The organism is Glycomyces terrestris, assembly GCF_003933745.1.
GTDB classification, from domain to species: domain Bacteria; phylum Actinomycetota; class Actinomycetes; order Mycobacteriales; family Micromonosporaceae; genus Glycomyces; species Glycomyces terrestris.
The window spans coordinates 678,613-697,732 of the sequence record NZ_RSEB01000001.1 but is presented as its reverse complement, the minus strand read 5'-3'; the positions used below and the strand labels follow the sequence as shown (position 1 = coordinate 697,732).

Sequence of the window (19,120 nt, the reverse complement as noted above, 5' to 3'; positions counted from 1 at the left end):
TCGGGGGCCTGTGCGATCGTTGGGGCGTGGAACTGGAGGACCTCGTCCGGCTGCGCCGGGCCCGCGACATGATGGACCGCGACTACGCGAAGCCGCTGGACGTGCCGGCGCTCGCGAAGGCCGCGCTCATGTCGTCGGGGCACTTCTCGCGGAGCTTCCGGGCCGCGTACGGCGAGACGCCGTACTCCTATCTCATGACCCGCCGCATCGAGCGGGCGAAGGCGCTGCTCAGGCGCGGCGACCTGTCGGTGACCGAGGTGTGCTTCGCGGTGGGCTGCACCTCGCTGGGGACGTTCTCGACGCGGTTCACCGAGCTGGTGGGGGAGTCGCCGAGCGCGTACCGGGCCCGCGACCACGGCGACGGGGCGTCGATCCCGGCGTGCATCGCGAAGGCGTACACGAGACCGGTCAGGAATCGAGAAGCGAAGCCCTCCGGGGCCTCGTAAGTTGGTCGCATGAGCATCAACCTTTCCCAGTGCTTCATCGCCGTCGACGACCACGACAAGGCCATCGCCTTCTACCGTGACGTCCTGGGCATGGAGGTCCGCAACGACGTCGGCTTCGAGGGGATGCGGTGGGTCACCGTCGGCTCCCCGGACCAGCCGGACGTGAACATCGTCCTCGAACCGCCGCTCGCCGACCCGAACGCGTCGGAGGCCGACCGGCAGGCCATGAACGAGTTCCTCGCCAAGGGCCTGCTGCGCGGCGTCATCTTCGAGACCGACGACGTGGACGCGACGTTCGAGCGGATCAGCTCCGCGGGCGCCGACGTCCTCCAGGAGCCGATGGACCAGCCGTACGGCGTCCGCGACTGCGCGTTCCGCGACCCCGCGGGCAACATGCTCCGGTTCAACCAGCCTCGTAAGTAGGACGCGCCGAACCGTAAGCCCTGCGCGACTGTCGCCCGCCGCCGGTAGTCTCGGCGGCGGGCCGTCCCGGCCCCGGAACCAGATGGAGACCTCACCACCATGGCCACCAGCAAGAACACACCCAATCCGGCCGACGCGCACGACCTCATCCGGGTGCAGGGCGCCCGCGAGAACAACCTGAAGGACGTCAGCGTCGACCTCCCCAAGCGCCGCCTCACCGCGTTCACCGGCGTCTCCGGCTCGGGCAAGAGCTCGCTCGTGTTCGCCACGATCGCGGCCGAGTCGCAGCGGCTCATCAACGAGACGTACTCGGCGTTCGTGCAGGGCTTCATGCCGACCCTGGCGCGGCCCGACGTCGACGTCCTCGACGGGCTCACCACCGCGATCATCGTCGACCAGGAGCGCATGGGCGCGAACATCCGCTCCACCGTCGGCACCGTCACCGACGCGAACGCGCTCCTGCGCATCCTGTTCAGCCGCCTGGGCGACCCGCACATCGGCGGGCCCGGCGCGTTCTCGTTCAACGTCCCCTCCGTGTCGGCCTCCGGCGCGATCACGGTCGAGCGCGGCGGCAAGACCATCGCCGAGAAGGCCACGTTCAACCGGCTCGGCGGCATGTGCGCCCGCTGCGAGGGCGTCGGCTCGGTCAACGACTTCGACCTGACCGCGCTCTACGACGGCGAGAAGTCCCTGAACGAGGGCGCGATCCTCATCCCCGGGTACAGCATGGACGGCTGGTACGGGCGGATCTACCGCGCCTCGGGCTTCTTCGACCCCGACAAGCCGATCAAGCGGTACGGCAAGCGCGAGCTCCACGACCTGCTCTACAAGGAGCCCACCAAGATCAAGGCCGAGGGCATCAACGTCACGTTCGAGGGCCTCATCCCCAAGATCCAGAAGTCGATGCTGTCCAAGGACGTCGAGGCGATGCAGCCGCACATCCGCGCGTTCGTGGAGCGGGCCGTCACCTTCCAGACCTGCCCCGAATGCGAGGGCACCCGCCTCGGCCCGGAGGCCCGCTCCTCCAAGATCAAGGGCGTCTCGATCGCCGACGCGTGCAAGATGCAGATCTCCGACCTCGCCGAATGGGTCGCCGGCATCGAGGACGCCTCGGTCGAGCCGCTCCTGAAGTCCCTGCGGGAGCTCCTCGCGTCCTTCGTGGAGATCGGCCTGGGCTACCTCTCGCTCGACCGGCCCTCCGGCACCCTCTCGGGCGGCGAGGCCCAGCGCACCAAGATGATCCGCCACCTCGGCTCCTCGCTCACCGACGTCACGTACGTCTTCGACGAGCCCACCGTGGGCCTCCACCCGCACGACATCGAGCGGATGAACAACCTCCTGCTCCAGCTGCGCGACAAGGGCAACACCGTCCTCGTCGTCGAGCACAAGCCCGAGGCGATCGCCATCGCCGACCACGTGGTCGACCTCGGCCCCGGCGCGGGCACCGACGGCGGCACCGTCCAGTTCGAGGGCACCGTCGAGGGCCTGCGCAAGTCCGGCACCCTCACCGGCCGCCACCTCGACGACCGCGCCCGGCTCAAGGACGCGGTCCGCGAACCCACCGGAAAGCTCGCCGTGCGCGGCGCGAACGACAACAACCTCCAGGACGTCGACGTCGACATCCCCCTCGGCGTCCTCACCGTCGTCACCGGCGTCGCCGGGTCCGGCAAGTCCTCGCTCATCCACGGCTCGGTCGCCGGCCAGGAGGGCGTGGTCGCGATCGACCAGGGCGCCATCAAGGGCTCGCGCCGGTCCAACCCGGCGACCTACACGGGCCTGCTCGAACCGATCCGCAAGGCATTCGCGAAGGCCAACGGCGTCAAGCCGGCCCTGTTCAGCGCCAACTCCGAGGGCGCGTGCCCCACCTGCAACGGCGCCGGCGTCGTCTACATGGACCTCGGCATCATGGCCTCCGTGTCGACCACCTGCGAGGACTGCGAAGGGAAGCGGTTCCAGGCCGCGGTCCTCGAGTACAAGCTCGGCGGCAAGGACATCAGCGAAGTCCTCGGCATGTCCGTGGCCCAGGCCGAGGCGTACTTCGCCGACGGCGAGTCGAAGATCCCCGCCGCGCACAAGATCGCGCAGCGCCTCCACGACGTCGGCCTCGGCTACATCAAGATCGGGCAGCCGCTCACCACCCTCTCCGGCGGCGAGCGCCAGCGCCTCAAGCTCGCCACCCACCTGGGCGACAAGGGCGGCGTGTTCATCCTCGACGAGCCGACCACCGGCCTCCACCTGGCCGACGTCGAGAACCTCCTCGGGCTCCTCGACCGCCTCGTCGAGTCCGGCAAGTCCGTGATCGTCATCGAGCACCACCAGGCCGTCATGGCCCACGCCGACTGGATCATCGACCTCGGCCCCGGCGCCGGCCACGACGGCGGCCGGATCGTCTTCGAAGGCACCCCGGCGGAACTCGTCAAGCGCAGGGACACCCTCACGGGCAAGCACCTCGCCGACTACGTGGGCGCCTAGCGTCCAGCGGGCGGGAAGGCCGGCCCCGGCCCTCCCGCCCCGTGCGGCGCCCGCGGCCGCCGCACGGGACCCGCGGCGGTGGGCCAGCCGTGGAGTGCGGGGCCAGCGCGCTCGGCGTCCGCTCGGGGCCGGACGGACGGCCCGACGGTAGGGGTACGCCCACCCCGGCGGTGGACTCTCCCCGCCCGAAAAGCACTGATCTGCCCCACTGCGTTCCCGTCCGGATCGGACGACGATGGAATCGTCAACGATGCGGAAGCGAGGACGCTATGGCGACACTGACCCACACCGGCCCGACCCCCGCGGCCCCCAAAGCCGCCCCCAAGCCGATCTTCGGCGAACCACGCGACGCCGGGCGGCAGTCCCTCGTCTACCTCTTCCTGCTCGTGCCGATGGCCGCGCTCGCGGCCGCCGTGCCGTTCGCCTGGAACACCGGGCTGCTGTCGTGGACCGACGTGGCGCTGACCGTCGGGTTCTACCTGCTCACCCTGCACGGCATCACCGTCGGCTACCACCGGCTCTTCACGCACGGCTCGTTCAAGCCGAACCGGCCCGTCAAGATCGCGCTCGCGATCCTCGGCAGCATGGCCGTCCAGGGCCCCATCATCACCTGGGTCGCCGACCACCGCCGCCACCACGCCTTCTCCGACAAGGAGGGCGACCCGCACTCGCCGTGGCTCTTCGGCACCTCCGCCTGGGCGCTCACCAAGGGCTTCTGGCACGCCCACATGGGCTGGATGTTCGAGCCGCGCAACACCACGAACGAGGAGCGCTTCGCCCCGGACCTGGTCAAGGACCGCGACATCGTCCTCATCGACAAGCTGTTCTGGCTGTGGACGATCATCACGTTCCTGGCCCCGGCGATCCTCGGCGGCCTCATCACGATGTCCTGGGCCGGCGCGCTCACCGCGTTCTTCTGGGCCAGCCTGGTGCGCGTCTCGGCGCTCCACCACGCCACCTGGTCCACCAACTCGATCTGCCACATGATCGGCGAGCGGCCCTTCAAGAGCCGCGACCGGGCCGCGAACTTCTGGCCCCTCGCGCTGCTCTCGGGCGGCGAGTCCTGGCACAACTCCCACCACGCCGACCAGTCCTGCGCCCGCCACGGCGTCAAGCGCGGCCAGATCGACACCTCGGCCCGCGTCATCTGGCTCCTCGAACGCGCCGGCTGGGTCACGAACGTCAAGTGGCCCAAGGCCGAGCGCTGGGCCAAACTCGCCGCCGACTAGCACGTCCCGACGAGGGCCGGACCGCCGAACGCGGCCCGGCCCTCGTCGTCTGTGATCCAGCTTACTGACGTTCACTGACGCGTTTTGTCAGTGAACCTGCCGCATGCTTTCCCGCATGACCATCACCGCGCCGACGGCGAAGCGCCCGCTTCCCGCCGTCCCGCCCGCCGACCGGGCCGAACGCCTCCTCCTGCCCGCCACGTTCATCACCAGCCTCGGCAACGGCTTCCAGCTCGTCGCCGCCGCCGTCCTGGTGTTCACCACCGGGAACAGCGCGCTCGCGGTCGGCTGGCTCTACATCCTCGTCTCCGTCCCGCCCGCGCTCCTGTCCCTGTGGTTCGGCACGGTCGCCGACCGCTTCGACCGCCGCACCCTCTGCCTCACCGCCGACCTCGCCAGCGCCGCGGCCGCCGCGTTCCTCCCCGTCTGGATCCTCACCGGCGGCGACCCCGGCCCGGTCGCGTACGGGACCGCGTTCGCCCTCTCGCTCCTGTCGGCCATGTTCATGCCCGCGAGCAACGCCCTCATCAAGGAGCGCGTGCACCCCTCGCGCACGGCCCGCTTCAGCGCCCACTACGAGATGGCGATGCAGCTCGGCCTGCTCCTGTCGGCCGCCGCGGGCGGCATTCTCATCCACTACGTCGGCACCACGCCCCTGTTCCTGTTCAACGGGGTCACGTTCCTCGCCTCCGCGGTCGCCTTGTGGGCCATGCGGAAAGCCCCCGCCCGCCCCGAGACCGCCGCGCACGCGGCCGAGACCGACGGCGCGGCCGGCGCGCCGCTGGCGCGCCTCGGCCTGCTCTACGCCTGCGGCCAGACGATGATCATGGTCAGCAACACGACCCTGATCGTCCTGGTCTACGACGCCTTCGACCGCGGCGCGGGCGTGTACGGGATCGTCGACGCGCTGGCGGGCCTCGGGTTCTGCGTGGCGGCCGCGCTGTACCCGCGGGTGAGCGCCCGCTTCGGCGAGTTCCGCACGGCGGTGGCCGGCGGGATCGGGTGCGCGCTGATGTCGTTCGTGCTGCCGCTGCACCTGGCGGTGCTGCTGATCGCGGTCCCGCCCGCGGCGTTCATGGTCGGGCTCTCGCGGGTCGGGATGCGCTCGATCCTCCTCCGCTCGGTCCCCGAACGCCGCGCCGGCCGCCTCTTCGGCGCCGTCAACGCGGCCGGCCTGGGCCTGAGCGCGGCGATGACGATCCTGGTCGCGGCAGTCGCCGACGCCACCCACATCCGCTACGGCTTCTACGTCCTGGGCGCCTTCTGCGCCCTGGCGACCGCTGCGACGGCATTGAGCCTGCGCGGCAGGATGACCGCGGCGGCTCCGGTCCCCGAGATCGGGCGCGTCACCCGGACCGGAGCCTGACTCAGGCGTGGAGGTCGAGGACGGCTCGGGCGCGTTGGCGCATCATGGCGCGCAAGGAGAGCGGCTCGACGACCTCGACGCCGGCGAGCTTCATGAGCTCTCCCGAGGCGTTCCATTCGGTCTCGATGGGGATCGTGGCGACGGCCCAGCCGTGCTCGTCGCGGTCGGCCTTGGCGATGGCGGCGACGATGTCGGCGTCGAGCTGGTCCGGGGCGCGTTCGACGGCCTCGGGGGAGAAGCGGACCACGGCCTCGCCGCGGTAGCGGCCCGCGTCGAAGGCGTCGAGGTTCTCGGCCCACCAGGCCGCGAGGTCGAAACCGTCGGGCCGCTCGAACACCTCCTCCGTCTTGGCCGCCGCGAGCAGGTTCGCGACCTTGTACGGCAGCACCGGGCCCTCCCCCTGCGAGGCCGCCAGATACCAGCGGCCGCCCTTGAGCACCAGGCCCAGCGGGCGCAGGTCGCGTTCGACCTCGCGCGGCTCCTTCCACCGCCAGTATCGGACCCGGATCGCGCGCTGCTCCCACGCCGCGTTCGCCACCAGCGCCAGGAGCGGCACCGGCTCCGACCGCTGGAACCACGCCACGACGTCGAGGTGGAACAGCGCCCGCGCCCGCTCGGCCCGGTCCCGCTGCTGCGGCGACAGCGCCGCCGAGAGCTTGAGCTCCAGCGCCGCCAGCTCGGTCTGGAGCCCCAGGTCGGTCGCGGCCTGCGGCACGCCCGTGAGCGCGAGCGCCTCCGCCTCGCCCTCGGTCACCCCGGTCAGCCGCGTCCGGTAGCCCTCGACGAGCCGGTACCCGCCCTCGCGTCCGCTCTCCCCGTAGATCGGGATGCCCGCAGCCGCAAGGGCTTCGGCGTCGCGATAGACGGTCCGCACGGACACGCCGAGCTCCGCCGCGAGCGCGTCGGCGGTCATCCGCCCGCGCTGTTGGAGCAGCAGCATCATCGACACCAGGCGGCCAGCACGCATACCGCCAGTATCCGCACCGGCCCGACACCGCCCCGCAGCAGCGCCCGACTCCGCCCGGCCGCCCCGCCCGCGCCCGGCCCGCCCGTCCGCCCCCCTCGGTTCCGAGTTCGGCGTGGAGGCCGTAAAGCGTTTGCGGCGCAGCCGCTTCCGCCCTACGCTCACCTCCACCACGATGAGACGGGAGCCCCTGTGACGGGAAGCGCGCGCAGCAGCGACTGGGGCTACGGGGAGCTCTCCGCCCGCGTCTACGAACTCGACAAACCCGTTGGGAGGTCGCTCAACGGCGACGTCGAGTTCTACACGCGCCGCCTCGCGGGCATCACCGGCGAGATCCTAGAACCGGCCGTCGGGACCGGGCGCATGCTCGTGCCCCTCCTCCAGCAAGGCCTGCGCGTCACCGGATTCGACACCTCCGAGCACATGCTCCGCATCTGCCGCGCCAACCTCGCAGCGGCCGGGCTCGAAGCCCGCGTGTTCACGGCCGACATGACCGAATACGCGAAACCCGGTGCGTACGAAGCGATCCTGGTACCGACCGGATCGATCATCCTGCTGCCCGACCGCGCCGCGACCGTGCGGGCACTGCGCCGCATGCACGAGAGCCTCCGGCCCGGTGGGCGCCTCTTCGTCGACGTGCCGCCGCCGCGGCTGCTCACCGGACCCGGCGGCCTCAGGCACTGGCAGGACGGCGAATCCGAGCTGCTCACCCTCCAGACCATGCACATCGACCTCGACGAGGTCGCCCAGCGCGTCGTGCGGTGGCTGCGCTACGAGCTGTGGCGCGACGGCCGGCTCGTCGACACCCAGCTCCAGAACAGCGGCATGCTCTGCTTCGGCGTCCAGGAGTTCCGCCACCTGCTCCGCGAAGCCGGATTCACCGACGCGGCCGTCTACGGCGACTACGACGAGACGGCGGCACTCGCCGCGAACGCATCGACCTGGAACTTCGAGGCCGTCAAGGCCTGACCGCCGCCGGCTCGCGGTCGCCGGCCCCGCCGCGGCAGACGTCGACCGCGCCACGGACCCGCCCGACCCGGAGGCGCTACCCGGCCCTGCCCGGGTCGTCCCCGATGAACGAGAGCATCGCTTCGAAGCGGTCCTTCGTGGCGGCGACCCGGCGGTACTCGGCCTCGATGCGGGCGTGCTCCTCGCGGATCACCGCCCGCTGCTCGGGCGTCACCTCGTCGGCGCTCCGGCACCGCCGCAGCTTCGCGATCGCCCGGCTCGGGAGGCCGTTCGCGAGCAGCATGCGCACCCAGCGGACCTGCTCGACCGCGTCGGGGGAGTAGACGCGCTGGCCGCTCGGGGAGCGCTCGGCGTGCAGGAGGCCCTGCTCCTCGTAGTACCTGAGCGCGCGTACGGTCGCGCCGGTCGCTTCGGCCAGCTCTCCGATGCGCATCCGCGTCCTCCTCGATTCGTGTGGCGTCAGCCACGCTCGCTTGCCCCTGACGCCGGCGTGAGGTCTTAGCTTCGACCACATGGAAATCCAAGGATCAATCGCAATCGTCACCGGCGCCAACCGCGGCCTGGGCCGCCATTTCGCGCGGCAACTCCTAGAACGCGGCGCGGCCAAGGTCTATGCCGGCGCGCGCCGGATCGAGACGGTCGACCTGCCCGGGGTCGAGCCCGTGCAGCTCGACATCACCGACCCGGCGTCGGTCGCGGCGGCCGCGAAGACCGCCTCCGACGCGACCCTCCTCGTCAACAACGCCGGCATCGCGACCTTCGTGAACCTCGTCGACGGCTCCGAGGACGCCATCCGGCGCGAGATGGAGACCAACTTCTTCGGGACCTTGAACATGGTGCGCGCCTTTGCACCCGTGCTCGGCGCCAACGGCGGCGGCGCGATCCTGAACATCCTGTCGGTGCTGTCGTGGCGCTCGGCGGGGATGGGCCACGCGTACTCCGCGGCCAAGGCCGCGTCGTGGAGCCTCACCAACGGGGCGCGGCTCGAACTCGCGGCGCAGGGGACGCAGGTGACCGGGCTGCACGTCGGCGGCATCGACACCGACATGCTCAAGGACATCCCGGCCGAGAAGGCCGACCCCGCCGACATCGCGCGGGCGGGACTGGACGGCATCGAGTCGGGCGCGCTGGAGGTCCTCGCCGACCAGGTCTCGCTGGAGCTCAAGGCGATCCTGCACGCCGACCCGAGCGTGCTCTACCCGGAGCTGGCCGCGGGTCGGCAGGCATAAGAGTCCTCTTTCGGGTGACGCGGGCGCTCGCGGGTGCGGTTTCTGTCGGACCCGCGAGCGAGGATCGCGGCAGACTCCCGGGTGGGTGGGGTAGGTAGGTAGCCGAACCGAGCCGGCCGGGTCAAGCCGGGCCAAGCCGACCGGGCCAAGCCGGACCGGGCTGAGCCACGCCAAGCCGAACCGGACCCACCCGGTCCGGACTGGGCCGGATCGAGCGGGCGCAGGTGGGGAGGCCGTTCGAGTCGGTCGTGTTGCGGACCACTTGCGAGGGGCCAATAAGATCCCAAGCGCACACCCGCCCCGCCCCTCGCCCCGTCCTTCGGAGAAAACCAGTGACCTATCCTCCGCCCAACCCGTACGACCCGAATCAGGCGCCCGCCCCCGGTCAGCCGTCGCAGCCGCCGTTCGGCCAGCCGGCCCAGCCCGGGTTCGGCGCGCCCGGCCAGCCCGGCGGCTACAGCGTCCCGCCGCAGCCCGGGGCGTACGGTCCGCCGCCCGGTGACGGCAGCATCCCGCCCCAGACCGGCGCATACGGCCAGCCGCAGCAGCCCGGCTTCCCGCCCCCGCCCGGGGCCCCCTACGGCGCACCGCCGATCCCGCCGCCCTCCGGCGGCGGTGGCAACGGCCTGCTCGCCAAGATCCTCGGCGGTGTCGGCGCGCTGGTCATCGGCATCATCATCGTCGTGGTCAGGGTCCTGGCCAACGGCTCCGACTCGAACGACTCCGCGAACGACCCGGTCACCGACGCCGCCACCGACACCACCGACACCTCCACCCTCTCCGAAGAGGCCGCGGAGCAGGCCGAGGCGGCCGAGGTCGGGGACTGCCTCACCGACTCGGTCGTCAACGTCGAGGACCTCGTCGTGCCCTGCGACGACCCGACCGCGTTCTGGACCATCACCAAGGTCTCCGACGACTCGGGCGCCGCGGTCACCATCATGGGCGACCTGGAGGACGTCTCGGTCGTCTCGACGGTCTGCGGATCGGAGTACCTGGGCTGGACCCCGGGCGAGCTCTGGCTGAACTACCAGGTCATCTACACCGAGTCCATCGAAGGCATCGGCGGCCCGGTCGACTACCTCTACTGCATCGAGGCGATCGACAAGGAGGACGCCGAAGGCGGCCGCCCGGTCACGCCCGACGTCGGCGACTGCACCGACGGCTCCACCCTGCGCACCTTCGACTGCTCGAACTCCTTGGCGCTGTACGTGGTCGACGCGATCGAGACCTACGACCCGCCGATCGACGAGCTCGAGTTCGACTACCAGACCGCCCTGGACGGCTGCCCGAACTCGGACTACTACGCCACCCCGGTCACCGGCGGCGACGCGATCCTGCCGCAGGTCTACCTGGCCTATTGCAGCAGCGACAACTGATCGGCGCGACCTGCGACTGAAAGCGGGCGTCGGGGCCTCGCCCCGACGCCCGCTCTCGCGTTTCTAGACCGCTCGCGCGTCTCAAGACCGCGCGCCGGCACCTGTGCCGGCCCGAGCCCTACGCCTGCGTCCAGGCGCCCGCCTTCGCGGCGTCGAATGCCCAGTCGGCGAACGCGATCGGGGCGCGGCCGAGGATGCGCTCGACGTTGTCGGTGGTCGGGGACATGTTGCCCTCGCGCATGAACTGGTACATGAGGTTCAGGAACCCGACGAGCTCCTCGGGCAGCTGGGCGGCGCGCAGCGCGGCGTCGTGCTCCTCCGGGGTCTCGGCCCGGTAGACGACGGTCTTCCCGGACGCGGCGGCGATGGCCGCGGCGGCCTCGCCCATCGTCAGCGACTCGGGGCCGGTGAGCTCGTAGACCTGGCCGTGGTGGCCGTCCTCGGTGAGCACGGCCGCCGCGACGGCCGCAATGTCGGCGACGGCGATCAGCGGCTCAGTGGTGTCGGCGAGCGGCAGCGCGATCTCGCCGGCCAGGATGCCCGGCAGGTAGTCGCCTTCGCTGAAGTTCTCATTGAAGTTGTTGGGCTGCAAGACGGTCCACTCGATGCCGGAACCCTGCACCGCGGCCTGGGCGGCGTACATGCCGATCGCCTCGGGCCCGACCCCGGCCGCTGCGGCGAGGTCCTGGACGCGGCGGCCCGACTGGGCGACCAGTCGCCGCACGCCCGCCTTCGCGGCGGCCGCGGCGAACTCCTCGGCGGGGAACGGGTGGTCCGGCGCGATGATGTAGACGGCGGTGACGCCCTCCAGCGCCTTGTCCCAAGTGGAGCTGTCGGTCCAGTCGAAGGGGATCTCGGTGCTGCGGGAGACCGCCCGGACCTCCCGGCCCGCGTCGCGCAGGATCTCGACCAGGCGGCGGCCGACTTTGCCGGTGGCGCCGGTGACGAGGATGGTGTCGTTCGCAATGTGTTCGCTCATGCCTTCAGTCAACCGCGGATCGCGGAGCGGATGAATGGCTGCGGAGCCACATTGGATGTGTGATCGTCTACCGATTCCGATTCGGCGCGGGTGCGAACCGGTCGGCGCGACTGGGATCGAGACCGGGCCGGGGGTGTCGATGCCCCCGGCCCGGCCGCGGTCCCCGAGGCGCAGGGGACCGCCGGTGCCGCGGGCAGGTCGGGGCCGGCCCGCGGCGGGTCGGGGCCGGGTCAGGTGGCCGCGAACTCGGTGAGCACGGTGTTCGCGTGCTCGAACTCCTTCATGGCCGCTTCGATCCAGGGGACGGGCTGCGGATCGAGGGCCGCTTGCTGCATGTACCGCAGGCCCTCCGCCATCGCCTTCGCGGCGATCGTCGGCGGCTCGGGCAGCGGACTGCCGTAGAGCTTGCCGCTCTCCGGGTCGATCCAGGCGAACTCCTTGAACGTGACCTCGCCGCCCTTGCCGATGAGCTTCGCGGCCGCGTAGAACGCGTCGGCGGCCTCGGCCCGGAGCCGGTCGGCGAGCTTCTCGTCCTTCGTGAGGCCCGCCTGGGCGAGGAGGACTTGGCCCTGCCCGAGCTGCCCGTAGAAGTCCGCGCGGTCGGCCGGGTTCACGGCGTGGTCCTCGAAGCGGAAGAGCGGCAGGCACACCCAGCACTCCGGGGGCCACCAGTAGCGCGGTCCCGCGACCGGGACCTCGATCGTCGGGCAGACCTGCTGCCAGACGCCCTTGTCGTCCTGGACCCAGAAGCAGTAGGTGAAGGTCCCGCCGCCGGCCTGGGCCGGCGCCTGGACGAGGAAGACCGCCGAGAGGGCGAGGACGAGGGCCGCGACGAGCGTCTTGGCGTATCGGACAGGGTGCTTCATGGTCGTGGCCTCCATCATTGCGCCGCGAGGTCGGAGAGGTGCTGGTACGCCTTGTCGAAGTGCCGCATGGCGGCGTCGCCGGGCGGGTCGGGCTGGGGGTCCCACAGGTCCGCTTGGAGGATGCCGATGCCGGCGGCGAGCTCCGCTCCGGCGTCGGCGATCCACGGCTGCGGGCTGGGGTCCGGGACGGGCTTCTGGTTCTTGTCGTCCCACAAACCGCTGTGCGACAACGCGATCGGGTACTTCTCGACTGCCGCGGCGGCGTCGCGGAAGTGCGCGAGGGCGTCCGCGCGGAGCTGGTCGGCGAGCTTCGCGTCGTCGGTGAGGTGGGACCGGGCGAGGGCGTCCACGCCCTGCCGGAGGAGGTCGTTGAACTTCTCGTGGGCGACCGGGTCGATGTCGAACTTCCAGAAGTCGATGAGGACGCCGCATTCGGGGCAGCCGTCCGGCGGCCACTTCGGACCGAGTTCGGGGACCGGGACCCAGTGGCAGTTGTACAGCAGGCCGGTGTCGGGGTCCTCGTCGCAGACGAAGAGCAGGCCGAACTTGGCCTGCGCCGGTGCGGCGGGGACGAGCGTGAGGGCCGCGGCGGCGAGCAGGACCGCCGCCGCGGTGAGGAGTCTTCGGAGGGTGAGGCGCATGGGCACTCCTTGGGGAAGGGTGGATCGCCGCCTCAGTATGGAGTCGCGACGCCCTGACGATGGGTCCACGGCACGGCGCTGACCTGGGACTCCGGAGTCCTATGAAGACTTAACGGCCGGTTCGGCGGCCTTTGCGGCGCCGGACCGGCCGGAAAGTTGGCACGCGGTGTGCCAGCGTCAGGGCCTCGCGACGGGGCCTTCGCGACGGGGCCTCGCGACGGGGCCTTCGCGACGGGGCCTCGTGACAGGGCTGCGGGCGCTAGGCGAGGCCCGCGAGGACGGCGGCGAAGCGCTCGGGGTGCACGAGGATGCCGACGTGGCTGGATTCGAGGGTGTGGACGTCGAACGGGTTGCCGGGGGTGAGGGCGTCGGCCTCCTTGATGAAGAGGTCCTGGAGCTCAATGGGGATCGAGGTGTCCTTCGTGAGGCGCACGTAGCTGCGCGGGATGCGGCCCCAGGTGTCGGCGTTCGCGCGGTCCTCGGGGCCGCCGGCGTCGAGGCTCTCGTCAGGGGTGAGGGTGCTCAGGAAGACGCGGAACTCGTCGTCGGTGCCGTCGGCGAGCATCGACTCCTTGAGGGCGTTGAGGAGCGCGGGGTCGGCGGTGCGCCAGTTCATGCGGACCGCGCCGAGGCGGGCCGGGTTCGCGGCGGCCACGCCGAAGACCTGGTCGAGGACGCTGCCGGCGTTCTCGGGGCGGGCGACGTACTCGAGGGGCGTGTGCTCGACGCAGCACCAGGCGGAGGCGTAGACGAGGCGGTCGAAGAGGTCGGGACGGCGGTTGGCGACGGCGGTGAGGGTGACGCCGCCGCGGCTGTGGGCCACGGCGATGACCGGCCCGTTCTCCCTGGCGCGCTCCAGGATCGCGATGAGGTGGTCGACGTTCGCCTGGAGGCCGACGCCGTCGAGGTGCGACGGCGCCACGGCCAGCTCCGCCGCGTCCTGGGTCTGGTACGCCGCCGGGATGCCCGCGGCGAAGCCGTGGCCCGGCAGGTCGACCGCGAGCGAGCGGTGCCCGAGGAGCGCGAGCTCGCGCTGGAGCGGGGCCCAGGAGAAGGAGTTGGCGTTGGAGCCGTGGATGAGGACAAACGTCGGTGTCATGGCGCTCATGATTGCAAAGACTTCGATGCTTCGCGGTCCCGGCCGACCGCGGTGTGCGGTGTGCCGGGTGCGGCGCGTGACGCGCCCGGCGCGAAACCGGGGCGGAACGTGCACGAGCGTGCAGCCGCGGGCAGGGGCTGGTGACGCGAAACGTGAACGGAGGGTCCCGGCAAATCGGACATCGATGGGCCCCCGGTCTCAACCCTGCCTCGGGGGTCCGACAGTGCCTGCGGGGTGTCGGCGGGGCGGCCGGCGGCGGTTCGCGGGCACGTCGGTCGGAGGGGAATGCGAGGTCCCCTGGTTCAACAATGGCGCGGGGGTACGACGGTGCGGACGGGGGTCGTAAGCCGGGTCCGGCGGATCGTTAGCGCCTCGAGTGGCGTTCCGGGAAGCGGATCGTCAGCGCCTCGAGTGGCGTTCCAGGAACTGGTAGACCTCGGTCTCGTCGACGCCGGGGAAGGAGCCCAGGGGCATCGCCGCGAGCTGGGAGCTCGCGGCGCGGGCGGTGGGCCAGACCTTGCCGGCCCAGGCGCGCGAGAGCTCCCGCGGCGGGTTGCGGCAGCAGTCCGGTTCGGGGCAGCGGGACACCGAGCGGGCCTTGGTCTCCTTGCCGCGGAACCACTTCGCCGACTCGTACGGCACCCCGATCGAGAGCGAGAACAGGCCGTCGGCGCTGCGCTCGGTGCGGGCCGTGCACCAGTACGTGCCCGTCGCCGTGTCCGTGTACTGGTTGAACGCGTTGAACTTGTCCGGCACGTCGAACACCTGCCGGCTCGTCCAGTAGCGGCAGATCGGCTGCCCCTCGATCGCGCCCGTCGGGTCCGCCGGGAACGCCACGTCGTCGTTCTCGTACGCCTTGAAGATCACCCCCGACTTGTGCACCTTCTGGAAGTGCGTGCGGATCCCGAGGTGGTGCGTCGCCAGGTTCGTGAACCGGTGCGCCGCCGCCTCGTACGAGACCGCGAAGTTGTCGCGCAGGTCCTCGACCGCGATCTCCTTGTCCTGCATCGCGCCCCGCAGGAACGCCACCGCGCTCGACTCGGGGATGAGCAGCGCCGCCGCGAGGTAGTTCGTGGACACCCGCTGCCCCAGGAACTCCAGGTACGTGCGCGGCACCTCGTGCTGGAGCACGTAGCTCGCCAGCGCCTGGAGCAGGACCGTGCGCGGGTCGTGCGAGCCGGTGCCGACCTGCGTCAGGTAGATCCGGCGGTGCTTCAGGTCCGTCACCGAGCGGGTCGAGTGCGGCAGGTCGTCGACGTGGTGCAGCGTGAACCGCAGGTGCGCGGCCAGGTCCGCGATCTGGTGCTGCGAGAGCGGCCCGCCCGCGTAGTCGACCTTCCCCAGCAGGGTGCGGGCCTCGGCCTCGATGTCCGCGAAGTAGTTGTCCTTGTCGCGCATCCGCCGCCGCAGCTCCGTGTTCGCGCGCCGCGCCTCCTCCGGCGTCGCCGTGTGCAGGTTGATCTGGCGGTCCACCTCCCGGTGCAGGCCCACCAGGGCCTCGAGCGCCTCGGTCGGGATGCGGCTCGACGGCTTCACCGACGGCAGCCCGAGCGACCGGTACTGCCCGCTGCGCTGCGCCCGCTCCAGCTCGATCTCCAGCGCCACCCGCCGGTTCGGCGGCTCCGCGCCCAGCAGCTCGTCGGAAGAAACGCCGAACGCCTTCGCGAGCGCCCGCAGCATCGAGAGCTTCGGCTCCTTCTTGCCGTTCTCGATCAGCGACAGCTGCGAGGGCGCCGCGCCGACGGCCGCGCCCAGGTCCTCCAGGCTCATCTCCCGCTGTTTGCGCAGGTGCCGGATCTGCTTCCCGAGGCTGATGAGGTCGACCGCGACGTCGTCGGCGGTGAGCCCGGCGGCCTCCGCGGCGCCCCACGGGCGGTGCGGGACGTCGGCGGGGCGCGGCGGCAGGTTCGTCATTTCCCCAGTATTGCGAAGAAACGCGATTCTTTCCACCGGGAACCGCCCCGCAGGCGTGCGGAAGCGGGAAAGATTTCAGTTACCTGCAAGTAACGACCGCTGCGGCGGTCCCGACACTCGGAGCCGACGATGTCCGACACGCACCGCGACCCTCAAGCGAACCTCGCCGCCGAGCGCCTCTCCGCCGAGTGGGCCTCGGACCCGCGCTGGGCGAACACCGTCCGCGACTACAGCGCCGCCGACGTGGTGCGCCTGCGCGGCCGCGTCACCGAGGAGCACACCCTCGCCCGCCGCGGCGCGGAGCGCCTCTGGACCCGGCTCACCGAGGACGCCGCCGGCGGCGGGTACGTCCACGCGCTCGGCGCGATGACCGGCGGCCAGGCCGTCGAGCAGGTCAAGGCCGGGCTCCACGCGATCTACCTCTCCGGCTGGCAGGTCGCCGCCGACGCCAACCTCGCCGGCCAGACCTACCCCGACCAGTCCCTGTACCCGGCGAACTCGGTCCCGCAGGTGGTGCGGCGCATCAACAACGCGCTCATGCGCGCCGACCAGATCGAGGCCGCCGAGGGCGTCCAGTCCGTCGAGGACTGGCTGGTGCCGATCGTCGCCGACGCCGAGGCCGGCTTCGGCGGGCCCCTGAACGCCTTCGAGCTCATGAAGGGCATGATCGCCGCCGGCGCCGCGGGCGTCCACTGGGAGGACCAGCTCGCCTCCGAGAAGAAGTGCGGCCACCTCGGCGGCAAGGTCCTCATCCCGACGAGCCAGCACATCCGGACGCTGAACGCCGCGCGCCTCGCCGCCGACGTCGAGGACGTCCCGACCGTGATCGTCGCCCGCACCGACGCCGAGGCCGCGACCCTGCTCACCTCCGACGTGGACGAGCGCGACCGCCGCTTCCTCACCGGCGACCGCACCGCCGAGGGCTACTACCGGGTCGAGAACGGCATCGAGCCGTGCATCGCCCGCGGCCTCGCCTACGCGCCCTACGCCGACCTGCTGTGGATGGAGACCGGCACGCCCGACCTCGAGGCCGCGCGCACGTTCGCCGAGGCGATCAAGGCCGAGCACCCCGACCAGATGCTCGCCTACAACTGCTCGCCGTCGTTCAACTGGAAGCGCCACCTCGACGACGACACGATCGCCAAGTTCCAGCGCGAGCTCGGGGCCATGGGCTTCACGTTCCAGTTCATCACCCTCGCCGGGTTCCACGCGCTCAACCACTCGATGTTCGACCTCGCCCACGGCTACGCCCGCGAAGGCATGACCGCCTACGTGGACCTCCAGGAGCGCGAGTTCGCCTCCGAGGAGCGCGGGTACACCGCGACCAAGCACCAGCGCGAGGTCGGCACCGGCTACTTCGACCTCGTCACGTCCGCGCTGAACCCGACATCCGCGACGCTCGCGCTCGCCGGGTCCACCGAGGCGGGACAATTCCACTAACCGCCCAGCGACCAAGTCCGCCAGGGCGGGGCCCGGCCCCGCCCCGCCACACAAGGAGTGTTTCAGTGGTCATCGCATCAGAGACCCGCACCGACCCGGGGATCACGGTCAACGGGCCCCGCGTCGAGCGCGAGGACGAGATCCTCACGCCCGAGGCGCTGTCGTTCGTCGCCGCCCTGCACCGGAAGTTCGCGCCCCGCCGCCAGGAGATCCTCCAGGCCAGGCAGCAGCGCCGCATCCGGATCGCCAACGGGGCCGACCCCGGCTTCCTGCCCGAGACCGCCGACGTGCGGGACGACTTCTCCTGGAGCGTCGCCACCCTCGCCCCCGGGCTGGAGGACCGGCGCGTCGAGATCACCGGCCCGTGCGACCGGAAGATGACGGTCAACGCCCTCAACTCCGGCGCGAAGTGCTGGATGGCCGACCTCGAGGACTCGTCCGCGCCGAACTGGCACAACGTCATCGACTCACAGGTGAACCTGCGCGACGCCATCGAGCGCCGCATCGACTTCACCTCCGAGCAGGGCAAGGAGTACAAGCTCAAGGGCGAGACGCTCACCGACCTGCCGACGATCATCGTCCGGCCGCGCGGCTGGCACCTCGCCGAGCTGCACCTGCGCGTCGACGGCCTGCCCGTCGCCGGGTCCCTCGTGGACTTCGGCCTGTACTTCTTCCACAACGCGCGCCGGCTGCTCGAACTGGGCCGCGGCCCCTACTTCTACCTGCCGAAGCTCGAGTCGCACCTCGAGGCGCGGCTGTGGAACGACGTGTTCGACACCGCGCAGGACCTCCTCGGCATCCCGCGCGGCACGATCCGGGCCACCGTCCTCATCGAGACGATCACCGCCGCGTTCGAGATGGAGGAGATCCTCTACGAGCTGCGCCGCCACTCCTCGGGCCTGAACGCCGGGCGCTGGGACTACATCTTCTCGGTCATCAAGAACTTCCGCGAGCGGGGGCCGCGCTTCGTGCTCCCCGACCGCGACCAGGTCACGATGACCGCGCCGTTCATGCGGGCCTACACCGAGCTGCTGGTGCGCACCTGCCACCGGCGCAGCGCCTCCGCGATCGGCGGCATGGCCGCGTTCATCCCCTCCCGCAAGGACCCGGAGGCGAACGCGGTCGCGCTCGAGAAGGTGCGGGCCGACAAGACCCGCGAGGCCGACGACGGCTTCGACGGCTCCTGGGTCGCCCACCCCGATCTCGTGCCGGTCGCCATGGCCGTGTTCGACGAGGCCCTCGGGGGCCTGCCGAACCAGCTCGACCGGCAGCGCGAGGACGTGGTGCCGAACGCCGCCGCGCTCCTGGACGTCGCCGCGACGCCGGGGGCGATCACCGAGGCCGGCATCCGCAAGAACCTCGCGGTGGGCGTCCGCTACATCGAGTCGTGGCTCCGCGGCGTCGGGGCCGCGGCGATCGACAACCTCATGGAGGACGCCGCCACCGCCGAGATCTCGCGCTCGCAGATCTGGCAGTGGATCAACGCCGGGTCGACCACCGACGAGGGCCGCACCGTGACCCGCGAGTGGGTCGAGCGGCTCCTCAAGGACGAGTTCGCCTCGCTCCAGCGCTTCGACGGCGACCGCTTCGACGACGCCCTGTCGGTCTTCACCGAGTGCGCGCTGGGCGAGGACTACCCGACGTTCCTCACACTGCCCGCGTACACCCGGTTCCTCATCTGAGGACCGGCCTCCTCGGCCGACCCCG

At 71.4% G+C, this 19,120-nt stretch carries 17 protein-coding genes; 10 read left to right on the top strand and 7 right to left on the bottom strand.

Translation table 11 applies throughout. The features are described 5' to 3' along the window. The first annotated feature begins 26 nt into the window (after positions 1–26). The 5 genes from EIW28_RS03300 to EIW28_RS03280 all read left to right on the top strand — a co-directional run bounded on the left by EIW28_RS03300 (position 27) and on the right by EIW28_RS03280 (position 5,936). Positions 27–446 (top strand): helix-turn-helix transcriptional regulator, encoded by a 420-nt coding sequence (locus tag EIW28_RS03300; protein WP_187350563.1) that lies wholly within the window; start codon positions 27–29, stop codon positions 444–446. Positions 447–455: 9 nt separating this feature from the next. Beyond that, positions 456–869: a VOC family protein gene (locus EIW28_RS03295; protein ID WP_125246274.1), complete on the top strand. Its 414-nt coding sequence runs from the start codon at positions 456–458 to the stop codon at positions 867–869. A gap of 99 nt (positions 870–968) precedes the next feature. After that, on the top strand, positions 969–3,341 hold the full coding sequence (locus EIW28_RS03290; RefSeq protein WP_125246273.1) for an ATP-binding cassette domain-containing protein: 2,373 nt from the start codon (positions 969–971) through the stop codon (positions 3,339–3,341). A 269-nt stretch (positions 3,342–3,610) separates the two neighbouring features. Continuing rightward, the gene (locus tag EIW28_RS03285) at positions 3,611–4,570 is read left to right on the top strand and encodes an acyl-CoA desaturase (RefSeq protein ID WP_125246272.1); all 960 of its coding nucleotides are present in this window, start codon (positions 3,611–3,613) and stop codon (positions 4,568–4,570) included. Between the two features lie 115 nt (positions 4,571–4,685). Continuing rightward, positions 4,686–5,936, top strand: coding sequence for an MFS transporter (locus tag EIW28_RS03280; protein WP_158630274.1), 1,251 nt, complete (start codon positions 4,686–4,688; stop codon positions 5,934–5,936). Position 5,937: 1 nt separating this feature from the next. Here the strand turns inward: EIW28_RS03280 and EIW28_RS03275 are convergent, their stop codons facing one another. Next, positions 5,938–6,903, bottom strand: coding sequence for a helix-turn-helix transcriptional regulator (locus EIW28_RS03275; RefSeq protein ID WP_125246270.1), 966 nt, complete (start codon positions 6,901–6,903; stop codon positions 5,938–5,940). 189 nt (positions 6,904–7,092) lie between these two features. Here EIW28_RS03275 and EIW28_RS03270 point away from each other — a divergent pair, with 189 nt between their 5' ends. Then, positions 7,093–7,869 (top strand): methyltransferase domain-containing protein, encoded by a 777-nt coding sequence (locus EIW28_RS03270; protein ID WP_125246269.1) that lies wholly within the window; start codon positions 7,093–7,095, stop codon positions 7,867–7,869. A gap of 76 nt (positions 7,870–7,945) precedes the next feature. Here the strand turns inward: EIW28_RS03270 and EIW28_RS03265 are convergent, their stop codons facing one another. Beyond that, positions 7,946–8,302 carry a MerR family transcriptional regulator gene (locus EIW28_RS03265; RefSeq protein WP_125246268.1) on the bottom strand — a complete coding sequence of 119 codons (357 nt, stop codon included), beginning with the start codon at positions 8,300–8,302 and terminating at the stop codon, positions 7,946–7,948. A 79-nt stretch (positions 8,303–8,381) separates the two neighbouring features. Here EIW28_RS03265 and EIW28_RS03260 point away from each other — a divergent pair, with 79 nt between their 5' ends. Continuing rightward, positions 8,382–9,098, top strand: coding sequence for an SDR family oxidoreductase (locus EIW28_RS03260; RefSeq protein WP_125246267.1), 717 nt, complete (start codon positions 8,382–8,384; stop codon positions 9,096–9,098). 332 nt (positions 9,099–9,430) lie between these two features. Continuing rightward, positions 9,431–10,474 (top strand): hypothetical protein, encoded by a 1,044-nt coding sequence (locus EIW28_RS03255; protein ID WP_125246266.1) that lies wholly within the window; start codon positions 9,431–9,433, stop codon positions 10,472–10,474. Positions 10,475–10,592: 118 nt separating this feature from the next. On the opposite strand, the gene EIW28_RS03250 is transcribed toward EIW28_RS03255, so the two are convergent. The 5 genes from EIW28_RS03250 to EIW28_RS03230 form a co-directional block, all read right to left on the bottom strand. After that, positions 10,593–11,453, bottom strand: coding sequence for an NAD(P)H-binding protein (locus EIW28_RS03250; RefSeq protein WP_125246265.1), 861 nt, complete (start codon positions 11,451–11,453; stop codon positions 10,593–10,595). 230 nt (positions 11,454–11,683) lie between these two features. Further along, the gene (locus EIW28_RS03245; protein WP_125246264.1) at positions 11,684–12,319 is read right to left on the bottom strand and encodes a hypothetical protein; all 636 of its coding nucleotides are present in this window, start codon (positions 12,317–12,319) and stop codon (positions 11,684–11,686) included. A 14-nt stretch (positions 12,320–12,333) separates the two neighbouring features. Further along, positions 12,334–12,960, bottom strand: coding sequence for a hypothetical protein (locus EIW28_RS03240; RefSeq protein ID WP_125246263.1), 627 nt, complete (start codon positions 12,958–12,960; stop codon positions 12,334–12,336). 259 nt (positions 12,961–13,219) lie between these two features. Next, a complete protein-coding gene (locus EIW28_RS03235; RefSeq protein WP_187350562.1) occupies positions 13,220–14,059 on the bottom strand; it encodes an alpha/beta hydrolase in 840 nt (279 codons plus the stop codon). 399 nt (positions 14,060–14,458) lie between these two features. Continuing rightward, positions 14,459–15,973, bottom strand: coding sequence for a helix-turn-helix transcriptional regulator (locus tag EIW28_RS03230; protein WP_125246261.1), 1,515 nt, complete (start codon positions 15,971–15,973; stop codon positions 14,459–14,461). Positions 15,974–16,102: 129 nt separating this feature from the next. Between EIW28_RS03230 and aceA the strand changes: the two genes are divergently transcribed. Together aceA and aceB are read left to right on the top strand one after the other, a co-directional pair. Continuing rightward, entirely contained in the window at positions 16,103–17,413 is a 1,311-nt protein-coding gene (gene aceA, locus EIW28_RS03225) for an isocitrate lyase (RefSeq protein WP_125246260.1), read from the top strand. A gap of 65 nt (positions 17,414–17,478) precedes the next feature. After that, positions 17,479–19,095, top strand: a complete 1,617-nt coding sequence (gene aceB / locus EIW28_RS03220) for a malate synthase A (RefSeq protein WP_125246259.1) — start codon at positions 17,479–17,481, stop codon at positions 19,093–19,095. Positions 19,096–19,120 lie beyond the last annotated feature (25 nt).